The following is a 14,983-nucleotide window of genomic DNA, read 5'->3' on the forward strand; positions in this document are numbered from 1 at the left end:
CGTGGCCGACGGCGACTCCCGCGCCGGACTTCGCGGAGTCCGAGCGTCCGCGGCCCGGCCCGCCCTACTATCCCCGCATGCTGCTGCGCCGGAAGTCGCGAATGGTGATGGCCCTCGTCATGGCGCTCGTCGCCGCGCTGGCCTGGACGGTCCAGGGCAGCGCGTGGGCGGCGCCGCCCGGCGGGGAGCGGCCCGCACCCGGCCGTCAGCTCCTGTTCTTCAACCATGCCTACGGCGTACTCGACCGGGAGACCGCCGACGCCATCGAACACTCCGCCTACCTCCGCGACTTCGCGAACTTCCAGGTCCGCACCACGACCGGCTCCGGCGGCCAGGTCTGGACCGGCCGCTACCTCATGGGGCGCGAGACCTACGTCGAACTGTTCGGGGTCGGAGACCTGCCCGGCAAGGACGGCGCATTCGGCGCCACCGGGATGGGCCTCTCCGTCGAGCAGGCGGGCGACCTCGCGACGGTCCGCGAACGGCTCGTGGCCCTGGGCGTCACCCCGGCCGACTTCCTGCAGACGCGCGACTTCGGCGACGGCGTCCCGGTGCCGTGGTTCGACGGCTTCTTCGCCATCGCCGCCGACGCGTACGACTCCTTCGGTGCCTGGTCGATGGAGTACCGGCCGGAGTACTTCGCCGACCCGCGCGGCAGGACCGAACCGCCGAGCCACCCCGGCGACGTGGGCAGGGAGCGGTACTTGAGCGACGACTACCGCGACCACCAGATGCGTGATGTGACGTCTCTGCGCCTGGCCCTGACGCGCCGCGACGTCGCGAGCACGGTGCCGTTGCTGAAGGCCGGTGGCTTCGCCGTCAAGTCGCTGCCGGGTGGCGGCGCCGTCGCATCGCACGGCGGCACCACGATCCGGTTCGACGCGACGACGCGTGAGGAGGCCGGTCTGCGGGAGATCGCCTTCTCGCTCAACCGGCCCGCGATCCACCGCCACGAGGAACGGATCGGCCGCTCGACGCTCACGGTCGGCCCGGGTGCGCGCGCCCTGTGGACGTTCGCCGGGCCCAGGTAGACGCGGACTCAGGTGCGGTCGTCGAGCAGCGCGCCCATCCACTCCTCGACGCCCGCGATGGTACGCGGCAGCGCACCCGAGAGCAGCCGGGAGCCCTCAGCGGTGATGACGAGGTCGTCCTCGATCCGGACGCCGATGCCGCGCAGCTCGGCGGGGAGGGTCTCGTCGTCCGGCTGGAGGTAGAGGCCGGGCTCCACCGTGAGGACCTGCCCCTCCTCCAGGACGCCGTCGAGGTAGGTCCCGGCCCGCGCCTTCGCGCAGTCGTGCACGTCGAGCCCGAGCATGTGGCCGCTGCCGCACAGCGTGTAGCGGCGGTGCAGGTCGCCCTCCGCGTCCTTGAGTACTCCCCACTCGGCGAGCCCCTCCGCCACGACCCGCATGGCGGCCCGGTGGAAGTCCCGGAAGCGGGCCCCGGGGCGCAGCGCCGCGATGCCCGCCTCCTGCGCGGCGAGCACCAGCTCGTACACCTGGCGCTGGACGAGGGAGAAGCGGCCGGAGAGCGGCAGGGTGCGGGTGATGTCGGCGGTGTAGAGACTGTTCGTCTCCACGCCCGCGTCCAGGAGCAGGAGTTCGTCGGGTGCCGGATTCGGTCACGAGGACTCCCTGGGGACAACGCGAACGGCGGCCCGGAGGCCGGTCAGTAAAATGTCACATTACTATGGCGCGGCATCGGTGAGGAGTGCCGTTCGGCCTCAAATCGCCTGTGGATCCGGGGAGTTGGGCTTCGCGAAGGGGCGCGGTTCAGGCCCATGCGACACGCTTCCGTCCCCTTCGGCCGAACGGGTGACCGAGCCGATCGCCGATGCCGCTGCGGAGTGCTCCCTGTACCGCCCGTGACCAGCGGAACCCCCTCGGCGCCGCTCCGATAGCATGCTCAAACTTGCGGCCGATCGTCCTCATCGACCGGAAGCATGCCGTCCGGCACGAAAAGCGACTTTTTGTAGACATCTCACACATCGGCCATAAATTGAAATCCATAGCATCGCGGGCGTTTTCGCGAATAGACAGCCGAAAGATCTTCGCCGCGTGGCGTCAGCCCCGGGCGATTCTGTGGACCGCGGCGGCCGTGGTGGCCCTCGGATTTCTCGTCGCGCTGGAGATCGCCGTGCGCCACTACGGCGTGGCGGGACCGATCACCAATCAGGCGCGAGAGGTGATCTTCGCTCCCAAGTCGGGGCCGCTGCTCTACGCCAGCATGGCCCTGATGATGGTGGTGCTCACCTGGCGCGAACGGTTGATCGCGGCCGGTGTCGCGGTCGGCATCGATGTCGTCTTCTTCCTGGTGCGCTGGGTGGTCGGCGCCGACATGATGTTCGGCAACGGCGCGCTGTGGGTGATCCTGGGCTATGGGGTCATCGCCCTCACGCGCCGGACCGGCCAGGAACGCGTCCTGCTCCTGAAGGGCGTCGGCCTCGGCCTGCTCCTCGTGGCGGGCCGCAAGACCGGTGACGCCTGGCTGCTGATCACCTGGAAGACCCGCCCGACGGTCCTCGACCAGTACGTGGCGACCGCGGACCACGCGCTGGGCAACCCCTCGTGGGTCGTGGGCCGCATGGTCGAGGCCACCGGCTCGGTGGGCACGCACCTCCTCGACTGGGTCTACATCCAGCTCGCGGTCGCCGCGGTGGTGGTCGCGCTCTACCAGCTGCGGCACGTGGCGACCGAGCGTCGTTTCCCCGGCCACCACCTGGTGCGCACGTTCCTGGTCATCGGCCTGCTCGGACCCGGCATCTACATGATCTTCCCGGTGGTCGGGCCGATCTTCGCCTACGGTCCGGGTGCCTCGGGGACCGGCGGCGTGCAGTGGGCGGTGGCCAACCTGTGGCCGCACACGCCGCCGACGGTCGCCGTCCCGCACCAGATGCCGTACGACGACCTCACCCCGCGCAACTGCATGCCCAGCCTGCACACGGCATGGGCCACCACGATCTTCATCCACTCCCGCAGAGGCCCCCGGTACCTGCGGTACGCGGGGGCGTTCTGGCTCCTTGCGACGCTCGGCGCGACGCTCGGGTTCGGCTACCACTACGGCGCGGACATCATCGCCGGTGTGGTCTTCGCGGTCACCGTCGACGCGGCGCTGCGCTGCCACGACCGCGGCTGGGACCGGGCGGGGGTGCAACTCGTCGCCTACGGTACGACGGTCTTCGTCGCGCTCCTGTTGTCCTACCGCTTCGTCCCGCTGGAGATGGCCAGGCACCCGTGGGTGTTCGGCCCCCTCCTCGTCCTGTCGATGGTCTCAGTGATCCACACCTACTTGCGGACCATGAAGCTGTGGGAGCCGAAGGCGGCACCGGCCCAGCAGCTGGAACCACAGCCCGAACTGGTGTGAGCGGTGTGGCACCTCCCCATGAGGGGAGGTGCTCGGCGACACCGGGTTCAGCTGCCCGACCCGGCGGCCAGGGCGGCGATCTCCTCCAGGGAGAGCCTCAGTTCCTCGTGCAGGAAGCGGACGACCGTCCAGTGCGGGAGCGCGTCCTCGTCGTACGGACCGAACGCGGCGGTGTACAGCGGGAGCCACCGCAGGGCCTCCTCCGCGGCCGTCGCGCGGCCCGGTGCCTGCTGGTAGTCGCCGTAGGACACGCTGCGGTGGTGGATGAAGCGTCCGCCGGGCAACCGCTGTTCGCACAGTTCGCGGTACTCGCGGGTCTGGAGGATGAGGTAGTGCCAGATCTCGTCGATCTCCTGCTCGACCGGGAGGAAGAGGCCACCGAGCCGGTCGGGGTGGCGGGAGACCAGGTAGAGATAGCGCAGGCACTCGCGGACCTGGTGGGTGACGTAGGAGGCCGCCGGGGCGTCGGGTTTCGCCGCGAAGTGCCGGACGACCTCCTGGTGCAGGGCCGTGCCGAGCAAGCTCTCGGCGGTGGGGGGCTCGGAAGCGGGGGTCTGGGCGGCGGGGGTCTGGGCGGCGGAGGTCTGGGCGGCGGTCGCTGTGTCGGGAGAAGCGGGCGCGGAAGGTGCGGGTGCGGGCATGTGGTTTCCTCGGGGTCGTCGCTCGTTGCTCGTCGCTAGGTAGTGGTCAGCCAGGCGTACTTGCCGGAGCGGCCGATCGGCACCTGGGCGCGGTGCTCCACTCGGCAGGACCTGCCGGTCAGCGCGCTCACCGAAGCGGCCAGACCGGACTCCTCCGCGGGCGTGAGCGGCTCGCCGTCGAAGGTCGTGCAGGAGAGCAGGCACTGCCCCTCGCCGGTCAGCCGCAGCTGGTGCAGGAAGACGCGCGGCGAGACAGCCGTGACCCGTGCGTCGAGGTCGGCCTGGGCGACCGGTCCCTCGGGCGTGGCCAGCAGTTCCTTCTCACGGCCGCAGAAGGAGACGATCCGTGCCGGATCGGTGCTGCCGTCGCGGGTGCGGACGCAGTCGCCGGACCGGTAGCGGACGAGCGGCATGTAGGGGTTGCGGATGCTGGTGACGATGAGGCTGTGGATGCCGCTGCCCGGCTCCACCGGCAGCAACTCCACGCTCATGTCGTGCAGGTAGGGGCGGTAGCCGCCGTCCCCGTCGCTGTGGAAGAGGTACCCCAGCTCGGTACTGCCGAAGAGGTCCACGATCGGGCAGCCGAAGTGGGCCCGCAGATACGCGCGGACGTTCAGCGGCGTGTACTCGTAGGCGTGGACGATGCCGGCCGGCCGTGGGAAGCGGTCCCAGAGGTCCCAGGCGTCGACCCTGCGTACCAGATGCGCCAGGTGATACCCGGAGCAGTCCAGGAGATACGCGCCACGAGGGTGTGCGGCGCTCACCTCCGTGATCTCCGCGAGCATCCTCTCGACCTCGGCGCGGTCCCAGTCGGCCGGGTCCAGCGTGCGGTTGAGATAGAGGGTCCGGTCGTCGAGCCAGCGCTCACCCGGCGTGGCACCCGGCTTGCGGGCGTTGACGCGGGCCACGTGCTCGGTGGCGAGGACGGTGGTCAGCGAGATCCGCCGGGCCTGCTCGTGCCAGAGCGGTCCCAGTTCGGGGTGCTCGCTCCACAGGCGGTAGTAGGAGCGGAGCAGGAAGTACGGCGGTCGGATGAGCTGCATGCGGGCATGATTGGTCCCGGTGGACAGGACGAACTCGGCCTCGCCCGTCTCCAGGGCGCGTGCGAGCCCGGGTGTCATCCAGTTGTCGGGGAAGTCCCTGGCGATCTCCGGCTTCTCCAGGATCGGGAAGTCGCCGCGCTCGACGGAGGCGCGGTAGAGGGGGATGTCCCGGACCCGGTCCAGGACGTCGGCGCTCGGCAGGCGGTTCAAGAGGTCTCCGGTTCGGGGCAGGGACAGGGGCAGGGTCAGGGTCAGGGGCAAGGGCAAGGGCAAGGCGGGGACAGGGGGCGGGGGCGGTGGCCGCGGCTGGTGATGACACCGTGGCCACCACCCCCGTCCGGTCAGCGGTTCAGGAGATGCAGCCGGTCTTGCCGGTGGCGCTGATGCAGCCGCTCTTCGGCGTCGCGCTGATACAGCCCTCCTTCGCGCCGGCCGCGCCCTGCGCGGAGTTCGCGGCGACCCACTTGCGCCACACGGACTCCTCGGTCATGCGCTTGATGAGCTGGTCCACGGTGATACCTCCATGGTTGATCGGCACTCCGTGCCGAGGGGGTGGGACACCGGGGGCCGGGCGTTCGGTGCCTGGCCCCCGGAGCGGGGAAATCGGGGGAACGGCGAACGGCGGGTGGCGGGGGAGGCCCTCAGGCCCCGGCCACCGGAAGCGTCTTCATGCGTACGGCTTCCGTACCGCTGTCGTTGTGCCGCAGCGCCCAGTTCTCCAGCGTCGTGCGGCAGGCGTGGTCCAGGTGGCGGACCCCGGTCAGGTCCAGCTCGATGGGCCGGTCCTGGGGCATGGCTTCGAGCGTCTCCAGGATGCGGGGCAGGCGCAGGAACGTCGCGTTTCCGGTGAGGGTCACCACCATCCGGCCGTCGGTCAACTCCCGGACGTCCAGCTGGACATGGGAGGTGTCCCAGGCGGACTTGGCCACGGCGAGGACCAGGCCGAGCACCACGCCCTCGAACATGTTGGTGACCACGATGGCGACCGCGGTGACGGTGAGGACGACCGCCTCACCGCGATGGGCGCGGGCGAGCGGGACGATCTCTTTGACCGGGATCAGCTTGCAGCCCGCGTGCACCAGGACACCGGCGAGCGCCGCCAGCGGGATGATGCCGAGGGCGGCCGGCAGCAGCACGGCGAACAGCAGGAGCCACGCGCCGTGCAGGATCCGGGAGAGCGGGGTACGGGCGCCCGCCTGGACGTTGGCGGAGCTGCGGACGATCACCGCCGTCATCGGAAGCGCGCCGAGCACGCCGCACACCGTGTTGCCGACGCCCTGGGCGACGAGTTCCTTGTCGTAGTGCGTGCGCGGCCCGTCGTGCATACGGTCCACCGCGGCGGCGCTGAACAGTGACTCGGCGGAGGCGATCAGGGTGAAGGCCAGGACGGTGCCGAGCACGGCCACGCTGCCGAGGTCGGCCAGTTCGCCGAGGCCCGGCGGCTGGACGGCGTCGACCATGCCGCGCACCGACACGTTCGCCACGTCGAGGCGGAGACCTGCGGTGACGGCGGTGGCGAGCGCGACGGCGGCCAGCGGCGCGGGGACCAGGCGCGCAGCGGCGGGCAGCCTCGGCCACACCACGAGTACGCCGATGGTGCCGAGGCCGACGGCCGCGGCGGTCAGCGACGTGGTGTCCCCGACGGTGTCGGCGAGCAGCCCGGGAAGCCCGGTGATCTTGTCGACGCCGGAGAGCGGCTGCTTCGCCCCGGCCATGGTGTAGAGCTGGCCGAAGATCAGCACGAGTCCGATGCCCGCCAGCATGCCCTGGACGACGGAGACCGATATCGCGCGGAACCACCGGCCGCAGCGCAGCAGGCCGAGCGCTATCTGGAGCGCGCCCGTGAGCAGCACGATCGCGCCGAGCATGCCGAGCCCGAATTCACGGACCGCTTCGAAGACGAGCACGGTGAGGCCGGCCGCGGGGCCGCTCACCTGGAGGGCGCTGCCCGGCAGGCAGCCGACGACCAGACCGCCGACGATGCCGGTGACCAGGCCGAGCTCCGCGGGTACGCCGGAGGCGACCGCCACGCCGACGCACAGCGGCAGGGCGACGAGGAAGACGACGAGTGAGGCCAGGATGTCCCGGCGCAGCACGCCCGGTTCGCGCAGGGCGAGGAAGGGCGACCGGAGGGGGGAAGGGGCAGGGGGAAGGGAGGACATGAGGGTGTGGGGGTCCTGTCGTGGGAGCGGGCCGGGCCGGTCAGGGGGTCGCGGCGGCTCTCACAGCGGACCGAACGCCGGGCGGCCGTCGTCCGAGGGCCGGTGGGCGGTGACGGTGCCGGTGTGGACCTCGTAGTACCAGGCGTGCAGCGTGAGCGAGCCGTCGGCGAGCCGCTCACGCACGCAGGGGTACGCCCGCAACCGTTCCATCTGCGCGAGTACGTGTGTCTGCACGGCCTCCGCCACGTCCGGGGAGTCCGGTGCGACGGAGCGCAGGGCGGCGTCGGGGGCCACGGAGTGCTCAAGCCAGTCCCGCACGGCCGGTACGGCCGACAGGTCCTCGCGCCGCACCAGCGCGCCCACCGCGCCGCAGTGGGAGTGTCCGCAGATGACGATGGAGCGGACGCCCAGCACGTGCACCGCGTACTCGATGGTGGCCGCCTCGCTCAGCGGGTGGCCGGGGCGCTCGGTGGTGCCGTCCCTCGGGTAGGGCGGGACGACGTTGCCCGCCGTGCGGAGCTCGAAGAGCTCGCCGGGGCGCGCTCCGGTGATCAGGGCCGGGACGACCCGTGAGTCGGAGCAGGTGACGAAGAGGGCTTCGGGCGACTGCCCGGCGCCGAGGGCTGCGAACGCCTCGGCGTTGTGGGGGTCCGCCACGTGTGCCGTGGCGAACGCGCGGGCGTTGTCTATCAGTGACTTCAAAGTGGCCTGCCTCCTGCGTCGCTGCGGCGGGGCCGGGACGCGGTGTGGTCGGGTCGACGGTGACGGTGACAGCCTGTGCGGCCGCCGTGTCCATCACTTTGCCATCGCATTACGGTTGGATGTCAGAGCAAAATTCTGCCAAAAATTGAGTAATTAGCGTCCCTGGGCGGGGTTTTGGTGCAGCAATCAACCGTTGGTTGAGGTATGCGGTGCAGATTGTGCGGACGATGTGAAGCAATGCCGTCCCGTCTCCTTCTGCCGACCGGTGAAACCACCGGCGGCGGCCGTTGTTACGCTCGCCGCGTCGGCCCTTCGGGGCGGCGCTCGACCAGAGGTGGCCAGAGGCAGAAGGACAAGAGGCAGAAGGAGCAGGGGAAACATGCCGGACACGTCGTTCCAGGGCCAGGTCGTCGACGCCGAACCGGCCCCTCACGTCTTTCTCGTCGTCGGCATTCCGGGGTCCGGCAAGAGTTCCGTTTCGGCTGCTCTGGCCCGCCGGTTCCCCCTCGGCGCGCACATCGAGGGCGACCACCTCCAGGACCTGATCGTGTCCGGCAACCGGCTGCCCAAGCCGGAGGAGGACCTGGAGGCGGACCGTCAGCTGCTGCTCCGCGCGCGCAACGGCGCGGTCCTGGCCCGCAGCTTCCACGCCGCCGGTGTCGTCCCCGTCATCGACGACGTGGTCGTGCGGCGCGCGCACCTGGAGTTCTACCGGGAGCAGCTGAAGGGCCTGCCGTTGCGCCTCATCGTGCTCGCGCCCTCGATCGAGGTCGTCTCCGCGCGGCTCGCCGCACGGGACAAGGTCCTTGCCGACGACTGGTCGTTCCTCGACGAGGCGATGCGCGGCGAACTCGCGGGCGAGGGCGAGTGGTTCGACAGCTCGGGCATGACACTGGACGAGACGGTCGACGCGATCCTGGCGAACGGCTGAGGGCGCCCCGGCTCAGGGTCCGGTGGTCGGCGCTCAGCGCGTCGCCCAGGCCAGGACCCCGCAGAGGACGAAGAGCAGACACATGGCGGCATTGGTCCGCTTGTAGGCGACGAGCACGGCCGCGAACTCGCGCATCGTGGCGTTGGGCCAGAAGTAGGCGGCCGTGGTCGAGCCCACCACCTGCCCCCTGACGCCGACCCGTCGGGCGGTGAGCGCGGCGCGGAAGGCGTGGTAGTTGTTCGTGACGATGACGCACCGATAGCCGGGGCCGGCCTTCTCCATGATCGTCTTGCTGAACCGCAGGTTCTCCTCGGTCGTCGTCGACCGGTCCTCCCGTTCGATCAGTTCGGCCGGGAAACCGCGCTCCGTCAGGTAGTCGGCCATCGCGTGGGACTCCGGCAGGTCCTCGTCCGGGCCCTGCCCGCCGGAGACGATGAGCACCGGCGGCCCACCGCGCCTGCTGAGTCGCTCATGCACCTCCCGCGCCCGCAGGAGACGGCTGGCCAGCAGCGGGGACACCGTGGACCCGCCGACGAGGCCGGATCCCAGGACCACCACGTAATCGGCCTTGCGGCGGATGCGCAGGCGCCCGTAGAGGAAGGCGTACGCGACGAAGCTCAGGAACAGGAACGAGAGGTAGCAGGCGAGCCCGAGAGCGGCCACCCCCGCCCCGACCAGCACGGGTGTGCGCAGGACCGCCGCCGTGACCGCCAGTGCCACCACGGCGACGATGCCGAGCGCGCCCGCGAGGGAGAGCAGGTTGGAAGGGCTCCGGCCCTCCTTGCGCACCATGTGCAGGCCGTTGAAGAAGAGCAGGCCGACGAGTACGAGGATGCCCGTGGCGCCCAGGCCGAGCAGCGAGGCGGCCACGACCCGCCCCGACGTCGAGCCGGCCGTGACCAGTTCGTACACCCAGGCGGCAAGACCGCAGAGGGCGGCGAGACCCAGGAGCACCGCGTTGCCGAACCGGCGGCGCTCGCGTGCCATGCGCCAGCAGAAGACGAGGAGGAGCAGGGCCGCCGGGGCGTAGACCAAGATGCGCACGGACCGTCAGCCGCCGTCTCGTCCGACGACGTCGAAGACGTTCTTCCGCAGGCCGTTGGGGCAGGCCTCGTGCTCGGCGAGCCGCAGTTTGCGCATGTCGTTGTCCGTGTCGTTGAAGAGCCGCTTGCCCGCCCCGGGCAGGAGCGGGAAGACGAGCAGGTGGTAACGGTCGGTCAGGCTACTGGTCAGCGGCGTCCGCGCAGTCGGGTGAGGAGCGAACGGGCCTGCGCGCGCTTGCGCGGGTCGGCGGCTGCGCGGCGCGCCGTATTGACCGCCTGCCGTCCCTGGGGCGTGCGGCTGAATGCCTTGATACGTGCGAACAGTCCGGCCATGAGGTCCTCCCGGGCTCTCACCGCCGTGGTGGCGGATGGGTTGTCGGCTTGCTGCTCCCGTACCCCGAGCGGCTCCCCTGATGCGGCCGGGCGAGCGCGGACCTCACCCGGTCGGCGGCGAATATGTGTCTGAACGCGGCCTTTGAGGGCAGCCGAAAGACATGGCTGTTCTCAGGAAATGCGCACGCCCCATGCTCGCCTCCGTCTTCGTCACCGGCGGGCTCAAGACCCTCCGTGACCCCGAAGGCGCGGCAGTCGCCGCCGAGTCCGTCGCGGTTCCCGTCGGTTCCCGGATCCCCGGGCTCCCCGAGGACCCCGAAAAGCTGGTCCGCATCAACGGTGCGGTGCAGCTGGGCGCCGGCCTCATGCTGGCCACCGGACGGATGCCCCGGATCGCCGCGCTCGCGCTGGCCGGATCGCTGGTGCCGACGACCCTGGCCGGGCACGCCTTCTGGAAGGAGAAGGACCCCGAGCAGCGGGCCGCGCAGCGCACCCAGTTCATCAAGAACGTCTCGCTGATGGGCGGACTCCTCATCGCCGCGGCCGACACGCACGGCAAGCCCTCCGTCGCCTACCGCACCCGCGCCGTGGCCACGACGGGACGACGGGCGGCCCGGCGCACCCGGCGGGATGCCGTCGGCGCGCTGAGCGGAGCGGCGGAGGGCGCAGCGGGAACGGTCCGCTCGCTCTCCGACAGCGCCGCGGGAACCGTTCGCTCGGTTTCGGAGAGCGCGCAGCAGGCGGTCACCCGGCATCGGTGAGGGGCGGAGGCGGCCGAATCCGGTCCGTGGTGACGCACGGCCGGATTCGCCGAACCCGCCGCTCGTCCGGTTCCCGGTGACACACGACTGCCGTGACACACGACTGCGGTGACACGCGACTGCGGTGACGCGCCGGAGTCGTGAAGAATTGAGAACCCTGTTGTGCAAGCGCTTGCTGTCGTCGCGGGCCGGTGGCACTCTCGGCCTCGGCCAGAGGCCGATTCCATCGCCCCGACACCGCGCAGGAGCACGCCGTGAACCGTACCGGGAAGACGCTGACCTCGGCGGGTGGCCTCGTCGTCGCCCTGCTCGCGGCCTGGGCCGTCGCCGGCCCCGACTCCAGCGGCACCCGGAACGCGGCCCACGGCCGCCCGGAGAAGTCCCCGGCGCACCAGCAGAGGAGCGTGCTGTGGGACGGCGACGCGTCGAACGGGCTCGGTGTCTTCGGGCCCACCCTGTGCGCGTCGCCGGGGAGCGTCACCGTCGACAACTGGGGCGGCTCCCGCGGTGACATCTTCAAGTTCAACAAGCCCATCGGCGTACCGCGTTGCGAGGCGCACAACGTACGGACCGCGAGCGGCGAGTACACCTGGCGCGAGGGGCGGACGTACTGGTTCGGCTGGGACTCGATGACCAAGACGGGTGACGCCCAGACCGTCTTCCAGTGGAAGTCGAACGGCACCAACGACCAGCACAGCCAGAACTACCCCGTGATCATGAAAGTCGAGGGCGGGAAGCTGAAGGTCTGGTACGTCGCTCCCGGGGAGGAGTGGATATCCATCGGCTCCGCCCCGTGGTCCGCGGGCGCCTGGCACTCGGTCCAGCTCGGCATCACCACCAGTTCGGGCAGCTCCGGAAAGCTCTCCGTCCATCTGGACGGCCGTGAGATCGCCTCACGTACCGGCGCCCGCACCTGGGACGACCTGGGCAACAAGCCGCGCTGGGGCACCTATTGGGGCACCGACACCAGCACGGCCTCCATCAACTGGATCGACGGGCTCGCCATGGGGGAGTCCCGGGCGGACGTCGACTGACGGCCCGGGGCCCGCCCAAGAGGTGTGCGGTGGGCATATATGGATACTCTCCGCATATGTCACACCATGATCTCGTCGTCCTCGGCGCAGGCACCGGCAACTCAGTGATCGACGACCGGTTCTCGCACCTGGACGTCGCCGTCGTCGCGGAGGGACCCTTCGGCGGCACCTGCCTCAACGCGGGGTGCATTCCCAGCAAGATGCTCTCGGTGACCGCCGAGGTGGCGGACGCCGTACGCGAGTCCGGGCGGCACGACGTGCGGGCGGCCTCGGACGGGATCGCCTGGCCCGCCGTCCAGGAACGCGTCTTCGGGCGGCTCGACGCCGTCTCGCGGGACGAGGAGGGCGACCGCCGCGCGTCGGACTTCACGACCGTGTACCGCGGGCGCGCCCGGTTCACCGGCGAGCGTGAACTCTCGGTGGAGACGGCGGACGGGACCGTGTCGGTCAGCGCGGACCGGATCGTCGTCGCCGCGGGAGGCCGTCCCGTGGTCCCGCCCCCGGTCGCCGATTCCGGGCTGCCCTATGAAACGTCCGACACCGTGATGCGGCTCGCCGAGGTGCCCCGGCGCATGGTGGTGCTCGGCGGCGGTTACATCGCCGCCGAACTGGCCCACGTCTTCCACGCGGCGGGCACCTCCGTCACCGTCGTGGAGAAGAAGGACAGGCTCCTCTCCGAGCAGGACGAGTCGACCGCGTCGGCCTTCACCGACATCGTGAGCTCCGTCCACGACCTGCGCCTCGGCCGCGAACTCGTCCGTGTGGAGGGGCGCCCCGGCGAGCTCCGGCTGACCCTCGACGACGACTCGGTCATCGAGACGGACACGCTCCTCGTCGCCGTGGGGCGCGAGCCGAACAGTGACCGCCTCGACCTGGACCGGGCTGGCATCGCCTGCGACGACAACGGCCATATCGAGGTCGACGCGCAACTGCGGACCAGTGCCGACGGCGTCTGGGCCCTGGGTGACATCACGCCCGGGCCGCCCCTGAAGCATGTGGCGAACCGCGAGGGCGAGGTGGTCGCGCACAACCTCCTGCACCCCGACGAGCCGCGCTCGATGTCGTACGACGTGGTGCCCTCGGCCGTGTTCGCCCGGCCCCAGATCGCCCAGGTGGGCCTCACCGAGCAGGAGGCCCGCGAGCAGGGCAGGGAGTACGCGGTCGGTTCGCGCCGGTACGAGGACGTGGCGTACGGCTGGGCGCTGGAGGACACGCAGGGGTTCTGCAAGGTGCTGGCCGACCGGGCCACCGGGCGGCTGCTCGGCGCGCATGTGCTCGGGCCGCAGGCCGCCACTCTCATCCAGCCGTTCGTCCTCGCGATGACCTTCGGGCTCACGGCGCGCGAGGTCGCCGAACGGCCGCTGTGGATCCATCCGGCGCTGACCGAGGTGGTGGAGAACGCGCTCCGCGATCTGGACACGGGGAAGGGCGCGTGACGGCGCCGCGAGAGGCCGCCACAGGTCTGGTGGGCACGGCCAATCGGCGGAGCCGCACCGTCATGTGACGTAGCGGTACGCGCGGCGGCGCCGGGGAGGCGGGTCGGGACAGGTCCCAGACCCGCCTTCCCTTTGCACGCCTCCTTCATGATTAAGTTAGGTTAGCCTTCCCTGAATAGCGGTGGGGGCGGAGTCCGTGCTGCTGTCGTCTGCGGACTCCGCCCCTTGGCCCTTTCCGGGGTGAACGCCTCACCGGGGTGCGCGCACGCGCCCGCCGATCACCGTGGCGTCGGCATCACCACCGTCCCCCGCCGACGCGCTGATCGCGCCGTCGGCGCCCGTCTCCCGAAGGAGCCCATCCGATGGACCAGACCCTGTCGCCCGAGCGCGTCCGCGCCGACATCGCGGAGCTGCTCGACTGCGACCCCGCCGAGATCGTGCCGGGGGAGGACCTGTTCGACCTCGGCCTGGACTCGGTGCGGATCATGACCCTGGTCCAGCGGTGGCGTACCGCGGGAGCGGCCACGCTGGAATTTCCCGACCTCGCCGAACAGCCCGAACTGGGCCACTGGACCGCCCTGCTGACGGGCCGTGCCGCATGAGCCGGGCCGATCACCGCCACCGTCACCTGGACCGGATCGCGGAGGTCCGGGCGGGCCTGCACGCCGAGAAGGTGGGCTACCCGATCGGCCTCCGCGAAGTCGAGGTCGTGCGTACGGCCATGGTCGGCGCGGGCCTGCTGCGCCTCACGCTGGGCGGCCCGGGCACGGAGGGGTTTCAGGCCCATGCGCCGGACGAGCACGTGAAGCTCATCTTTCCCGAGCCGGACGGCTCGCTGCGGCTGCCCGAGCGGAACGGGACGATGCTGCGCTGGCCGCGGCCGGCGCCCACGTCCCGGGAGTACACCGTGCGCCGCTACGACCCGGCCACGGGCGAGATCGACATCGACATCGTTCCGCACGCCGGCGGCCTCGCCTCGGACTGGGCGCACCGGGCCGAGCCCGGCGACGTCGTGCACGTCGCGGGTCCGCCCGGCGGGCTGATCGTGCCGCACACGTACGACCGTTACCTCCTGGCCGGCGACATCACGGCGCTGCCCGCGATCGCGCGCCACCTGGAGGAGCTGCCCCGTACCGCGAAGGGCTGGGCCTTCATCGAGGTCGCCGACGCCGCGGAGGAGATCGAGCTGTCGGCGCCCGAGGGGTTCGAGGTGCGCTGGCTGCACCGGGGCGCTCAACCGCCGGGCACCGGCGGCGCGTTGGAGCGGGCCGTGACCGCGGTGACGGTGCCGGGGGGTGAGCGGGTGTACGTGTGGGTCGCCGGTGAGGCGGGGCAGATCAAGCCGCTGCGCCGCTGGGTCCGCGACGAGCTGGGGCTCGACAGGGCCGACCACGACATCACCGGCTACTGGAAGCGCGGCGTCGCCGACTTCGACGAGGACGACCACTGACCGACCGATGCGGCCGGACGGGGCGGCGCGGAGTGAATCCGCCGCCCGGTGGTCCGGGCACCAGCGAACATCAACTAAGGTTAG

15 protein-coding genes and 2 pseudogenes are annotated in these 14,983 nt (G+C 71.1%); 8 read left to right on the forward strand and 9 right to left on the reverse strand.

What is annotated here, in order from left to right:
- The first annotated feature begins 77 nt into the window (after positions 1–77).
- The gene (locus tag ACFVYR_RS26070) at positions 78–1,031 is read left to right on the forward strand and encodes a DUF5829 family protein (RefSeq protein WP_384254302.1); all 954 of its coding nucleotides are present in this window, start codon (positions 78–80) and stop codon (positions 1,029–1,031) included.
- An 8-nt stretch (positions 1,032–1,039) separates the two neighbouring features.
- Here ACFVYR_RS26070 and ACFVYR_RS26075 read toward each other — a convergent pair.
- Positions 1,040–1,609: pseudogene (locus tag ACFVYR_RS26075) on the reverse strand (M24 family metallopeptidase); the annotation flags it as partial.
- Between the two features lie 437 nt (positions 1,610–2,046).
- Here ACFVYR_RS26075 and ACFVYR_RS26080 point away from each other — a divergent pair.
- A complete protein-coding gene (locus tag ACFVYR_RS26080) occupies positions 2,047–3,363 on the forward strand; it encodes a phosphatase PAP2 family protein (RefSeq protein ID WP_384254385.1) in 1,317 nt (438 codons plus the stop codon).
- 47 nt (positions 3,364–3,410) lie between these two features.
- Here the strand turns inward: ACFVYR_RS26080 and ACFVYR_RS26085 are convergent, their stop codons facing one another.
- From ACFVYR_RS26085 to ACFVYR_RS26105, 5 genes are all read right to left on the reverse strand, one after another.
- Positions 3,411–4,004: a hypothetical protein gene (locus tag ACFVYR_RS26085; RefSeq protein WP_384254304.1), complete on the reverse strand. Its 594-nt coding sequence runs from the start codon at positions 4,002–4,004 to the stop codon at positions 3,411–3,413.
- 35 nt (positions 4,005–4,039) lie between these two features.
- Positions 4,040–5,257 (reverse strand): hypothetical protein, encoded by a 1,218-nt coding sequence (locus ACFVYR_RS26090; RefSeq protein ID WP_384254305.1) that lies wholly within the window; start codon positions 5,255–5,257, stop codon positions 4,040–4,042.
- A 139-nt stretch (positions 5,258–5,396) separates the two neighbouring features.
- Positions 5,397–5,558, reverse strand: a complete 162-nt coding sequence (locus tag ACFVYR_RS26095) for a hypothetical protein (protein ID WP_384254308.1) — start codon at positions 5,556–5,558, stop codon at positions 5,397–5,399.
- Positions 5,559–5,688: 130 nt separating this feature from the next.
- Positions 5,689–7,209, reverse strand: coding sequence for a SulP family inorganic anion transporter (locus ACFVYR_RS26100; RefSeq protein ID WP_384254310.1), 1,521 nt, complete (start codon positions 7,207–7,209; stop codon positions 5,689–5,691).
- A 60-nt stretch (positions 7,210–7,269) separates the two neighbouring features.
- Positions 7,270–7,911 (reverse strand): carbonic anhydrase, encoded by a 642-nt coding sequence (locus tag ACFVYR_RS26105; RefSeq protein ID WP_384254312.1) that lies wholly within the window; start codon positions 7,909–7,911, stop codon positions 7,270–7,272.
- A 379-nt stretch (positions 7,912–8,290) separates the two neighbouring features.
- On the opposite strand from ACFVYR_RS26105, the gene ACFVYR_RS26110 reads away from it, so the two are divergent.
- On the forward strand, positions 8,291–8,842 hold the full coding sequence (locus ACFVYR_RS26110; protein ID WP_384254314.1) for an AAA family ATPase: 552 nt from the start codon (positions 8,291–8,293) through the stop codon (positions 8,840–8,842).
- A gap of 33 nt (positions 8,843–8,875) precedes the next feature.
- On the opposite strand, the gene ACFVYR_RS26115 is transcribed toward ACFVYR_RS26110, so the two are convergent.
- The 3 genes and pseudogenes from ACFVYR_RS26115 to ACFVYR_RS26125 form a co-directional block, all read right to left on the reverse strand.
- Positions 8,876–9,880: a YdcF family protein gene (locus tag ACFVYR_RS26115; RefSeq protein ID WP_384254387.1), complete on the reverse strand. Its 1,005-nt coding sequence runs from the start codon at positions 9,878–9,880 to the stop codon at positions 8,876–8,878.
- Between the two features lie 12 nt (positions 9,881–9,892).
- Positions 9,893–10,063, reverse strand: a pseudogene (locus tag ACFVYR_RS26120) (dihydrofolate reductase family protein); the annotation flags it as partial.
- An 8-nt stretch (positions 10,064–10,071) separates the two neighbouring features.
- Positions 10,072–10,218 carry a hypothetical protein gene (locus ACFVYR_RS26125; RefSeq protein ID WP_384254317.1) on the reverse strand — a complete coding sequence of 49 codons (147 nt, stop codon included), beginning with the start codon at positions 10,216–10,218 and terminating at the stop codon, positions 10,072–10,074.
- Between the two features lie 191 nt (positions 10,219–10,409).
- Here ACFVYR_RS26125 and ACFVYR_RS26130 point away from each other — a divergent pair, with 191 nt between their 5' ends.
- The 5 genes from ACFVYR_RS26130 (at position 10,410) to ACFVYR_RS26150 (ending at position 14,899) form a co-directional block, all read left to right on the forward strand.
- The gene (locus ACFVYR_RS26130) at positions 10,410–10,979 is read left to right on the forward strand and encodes a DoxX family protein (protein WP_384254319.1); all 570 of its coding nucleotides are present in this window, start codon (positions 10,410–10,412) and stop codon (positions 10,977–10,979) included.
- 254 nt (positions 10,980–11,233) lie between these two features.
- Positions 11,234–12,013 carry a heparin lyase I family protein gene (locus ACFVYR_RS26135; protein WP_384254321.1) on the forward strand — a complete coding sequence of 260 codons (780 nt, stop codon included), beginning with the start codon at positions 11,234–11,236 and terminating at the stop codon, positions 12,011–12,013.
- A gap of 56 nt (positions 12,014–12,069) precedes the next feature.
- Positions 12,070–13,449: a mycothione reductase gene (locus ACFVYR_RS26140; protein ID WP_384254323.1), complete on the forward strand. Its 1,380-nt coding sequence runs from the start codon at positions 12,070–12,072 to the stop codon at positions 13,447–13,449.
- Positions 13,450–13,811: 362 nt separating this feature from the next.
- Entirely contained in the window at positions 13,812–14,051 is a 240-nt protein-coding gene (locus ACFVYR_RS26145) for a phosphopantetheine-binding protein (protein ID WP_384254325.1), read from the forward strand.
- On the forward strand, positions 14,048–14,899 hold the full coding sequence (locus tag ACFVYR_RS26150) for a siderophore-interacting protein (protein WP_384254327.1): 852 nt from the start codon (positions 14,048–14,050) through the stop codon (positions 14,897–14,899). Before ACFVYR_RS26145 ends, ACFVYR_RS26150 begins: the two co-directional genes overlap by 4 nt.
- Positions 14,900–14,983 lie beyond the last annotated feature (84 nt).

The sequence above is a fragment of the Streptomyces sp. NPDC058284 genome, assembly GCF_042881135.1.
In the GTDB taxonomy this organism is placed as follows: Bacteria; Actinomycetota; Actinomycetes; order Streptomycetales; family Streptomycetaceae; genus Streptomyces.

What these genes read in the sequence shown, in the direction of transcription:
- ACFVYR_RS26100 (WP_384254310.1), bottom strand. Translation starts at nt 7,209, where the DNA reads ATGTCCTCCCTTCCCCCTGCCCCTTCCCCCCTCCGGTCGCCCTTCCTC.
- ACFVYR_RS26110 (WP_384254314.1), top strand. Translation starts at nt 8,291, where the DNA reads ATGCCGGACACGTCGTTCCAGGGCCAGGTCGTCGACGCCGAACCGGCC.
- ACFVYR_RS26150 (WP_384254327.1), top strand. Translation starts at nt 14,048, where the DNA reads ATGAGCCGGGCCGATCACCGCCACCGTCACCTGGACCGGATCGCGGAG.
- ACFVYR_RS26145 (WP_384254325.1), top strand. Translation starts at nt 13,812, where the DNA reads ATGGACCAGACCCTGTCGCCCGAGCGCGTCCGCGCCGACATCGCGGAG.
- ACFVYR_RS26085 (WP_384254304.1), bottom strand. Translation starts at nt 4,004, where the DNA reads ATGCCCGCACCCGCACCTTCCGCGCCCGCTTCTCCCGACACAGCGACC.
- ACFVYR_RS26140 (WP_384254323.1), top strand. Translation starts at nt 12,070, where the DNA reads ATGTCACACCATGATCTCGTCGTCCTCGGCGCAGGCACCGGCAACTCA.
- ACFVYR_RS26130 (WP_384254319.1), top strand. Translation starts at nt 10,410, where the DNA reads ATGCTCGCCTCCGTCTTCGTCACCGGCGGGCTCAAGACCCTCCGTGAC.
- ACFVYR_RS26070 (WP_384254302.1), top strand. Translation starts at nt 78, where the DNA reads ATGCTGCTGCGCCGGAAGTCGCGAATGGTGATGGCCCTCGTCATGGCG.
- ACFVYR_RS26125 (WP_384254317.1), bottom strand. Translation starts at nt 10,218, where the DNA reads ATGGCCGGACTGTTCGCACGTATCAAGGCATTCAGCCGCACGCCCCAG.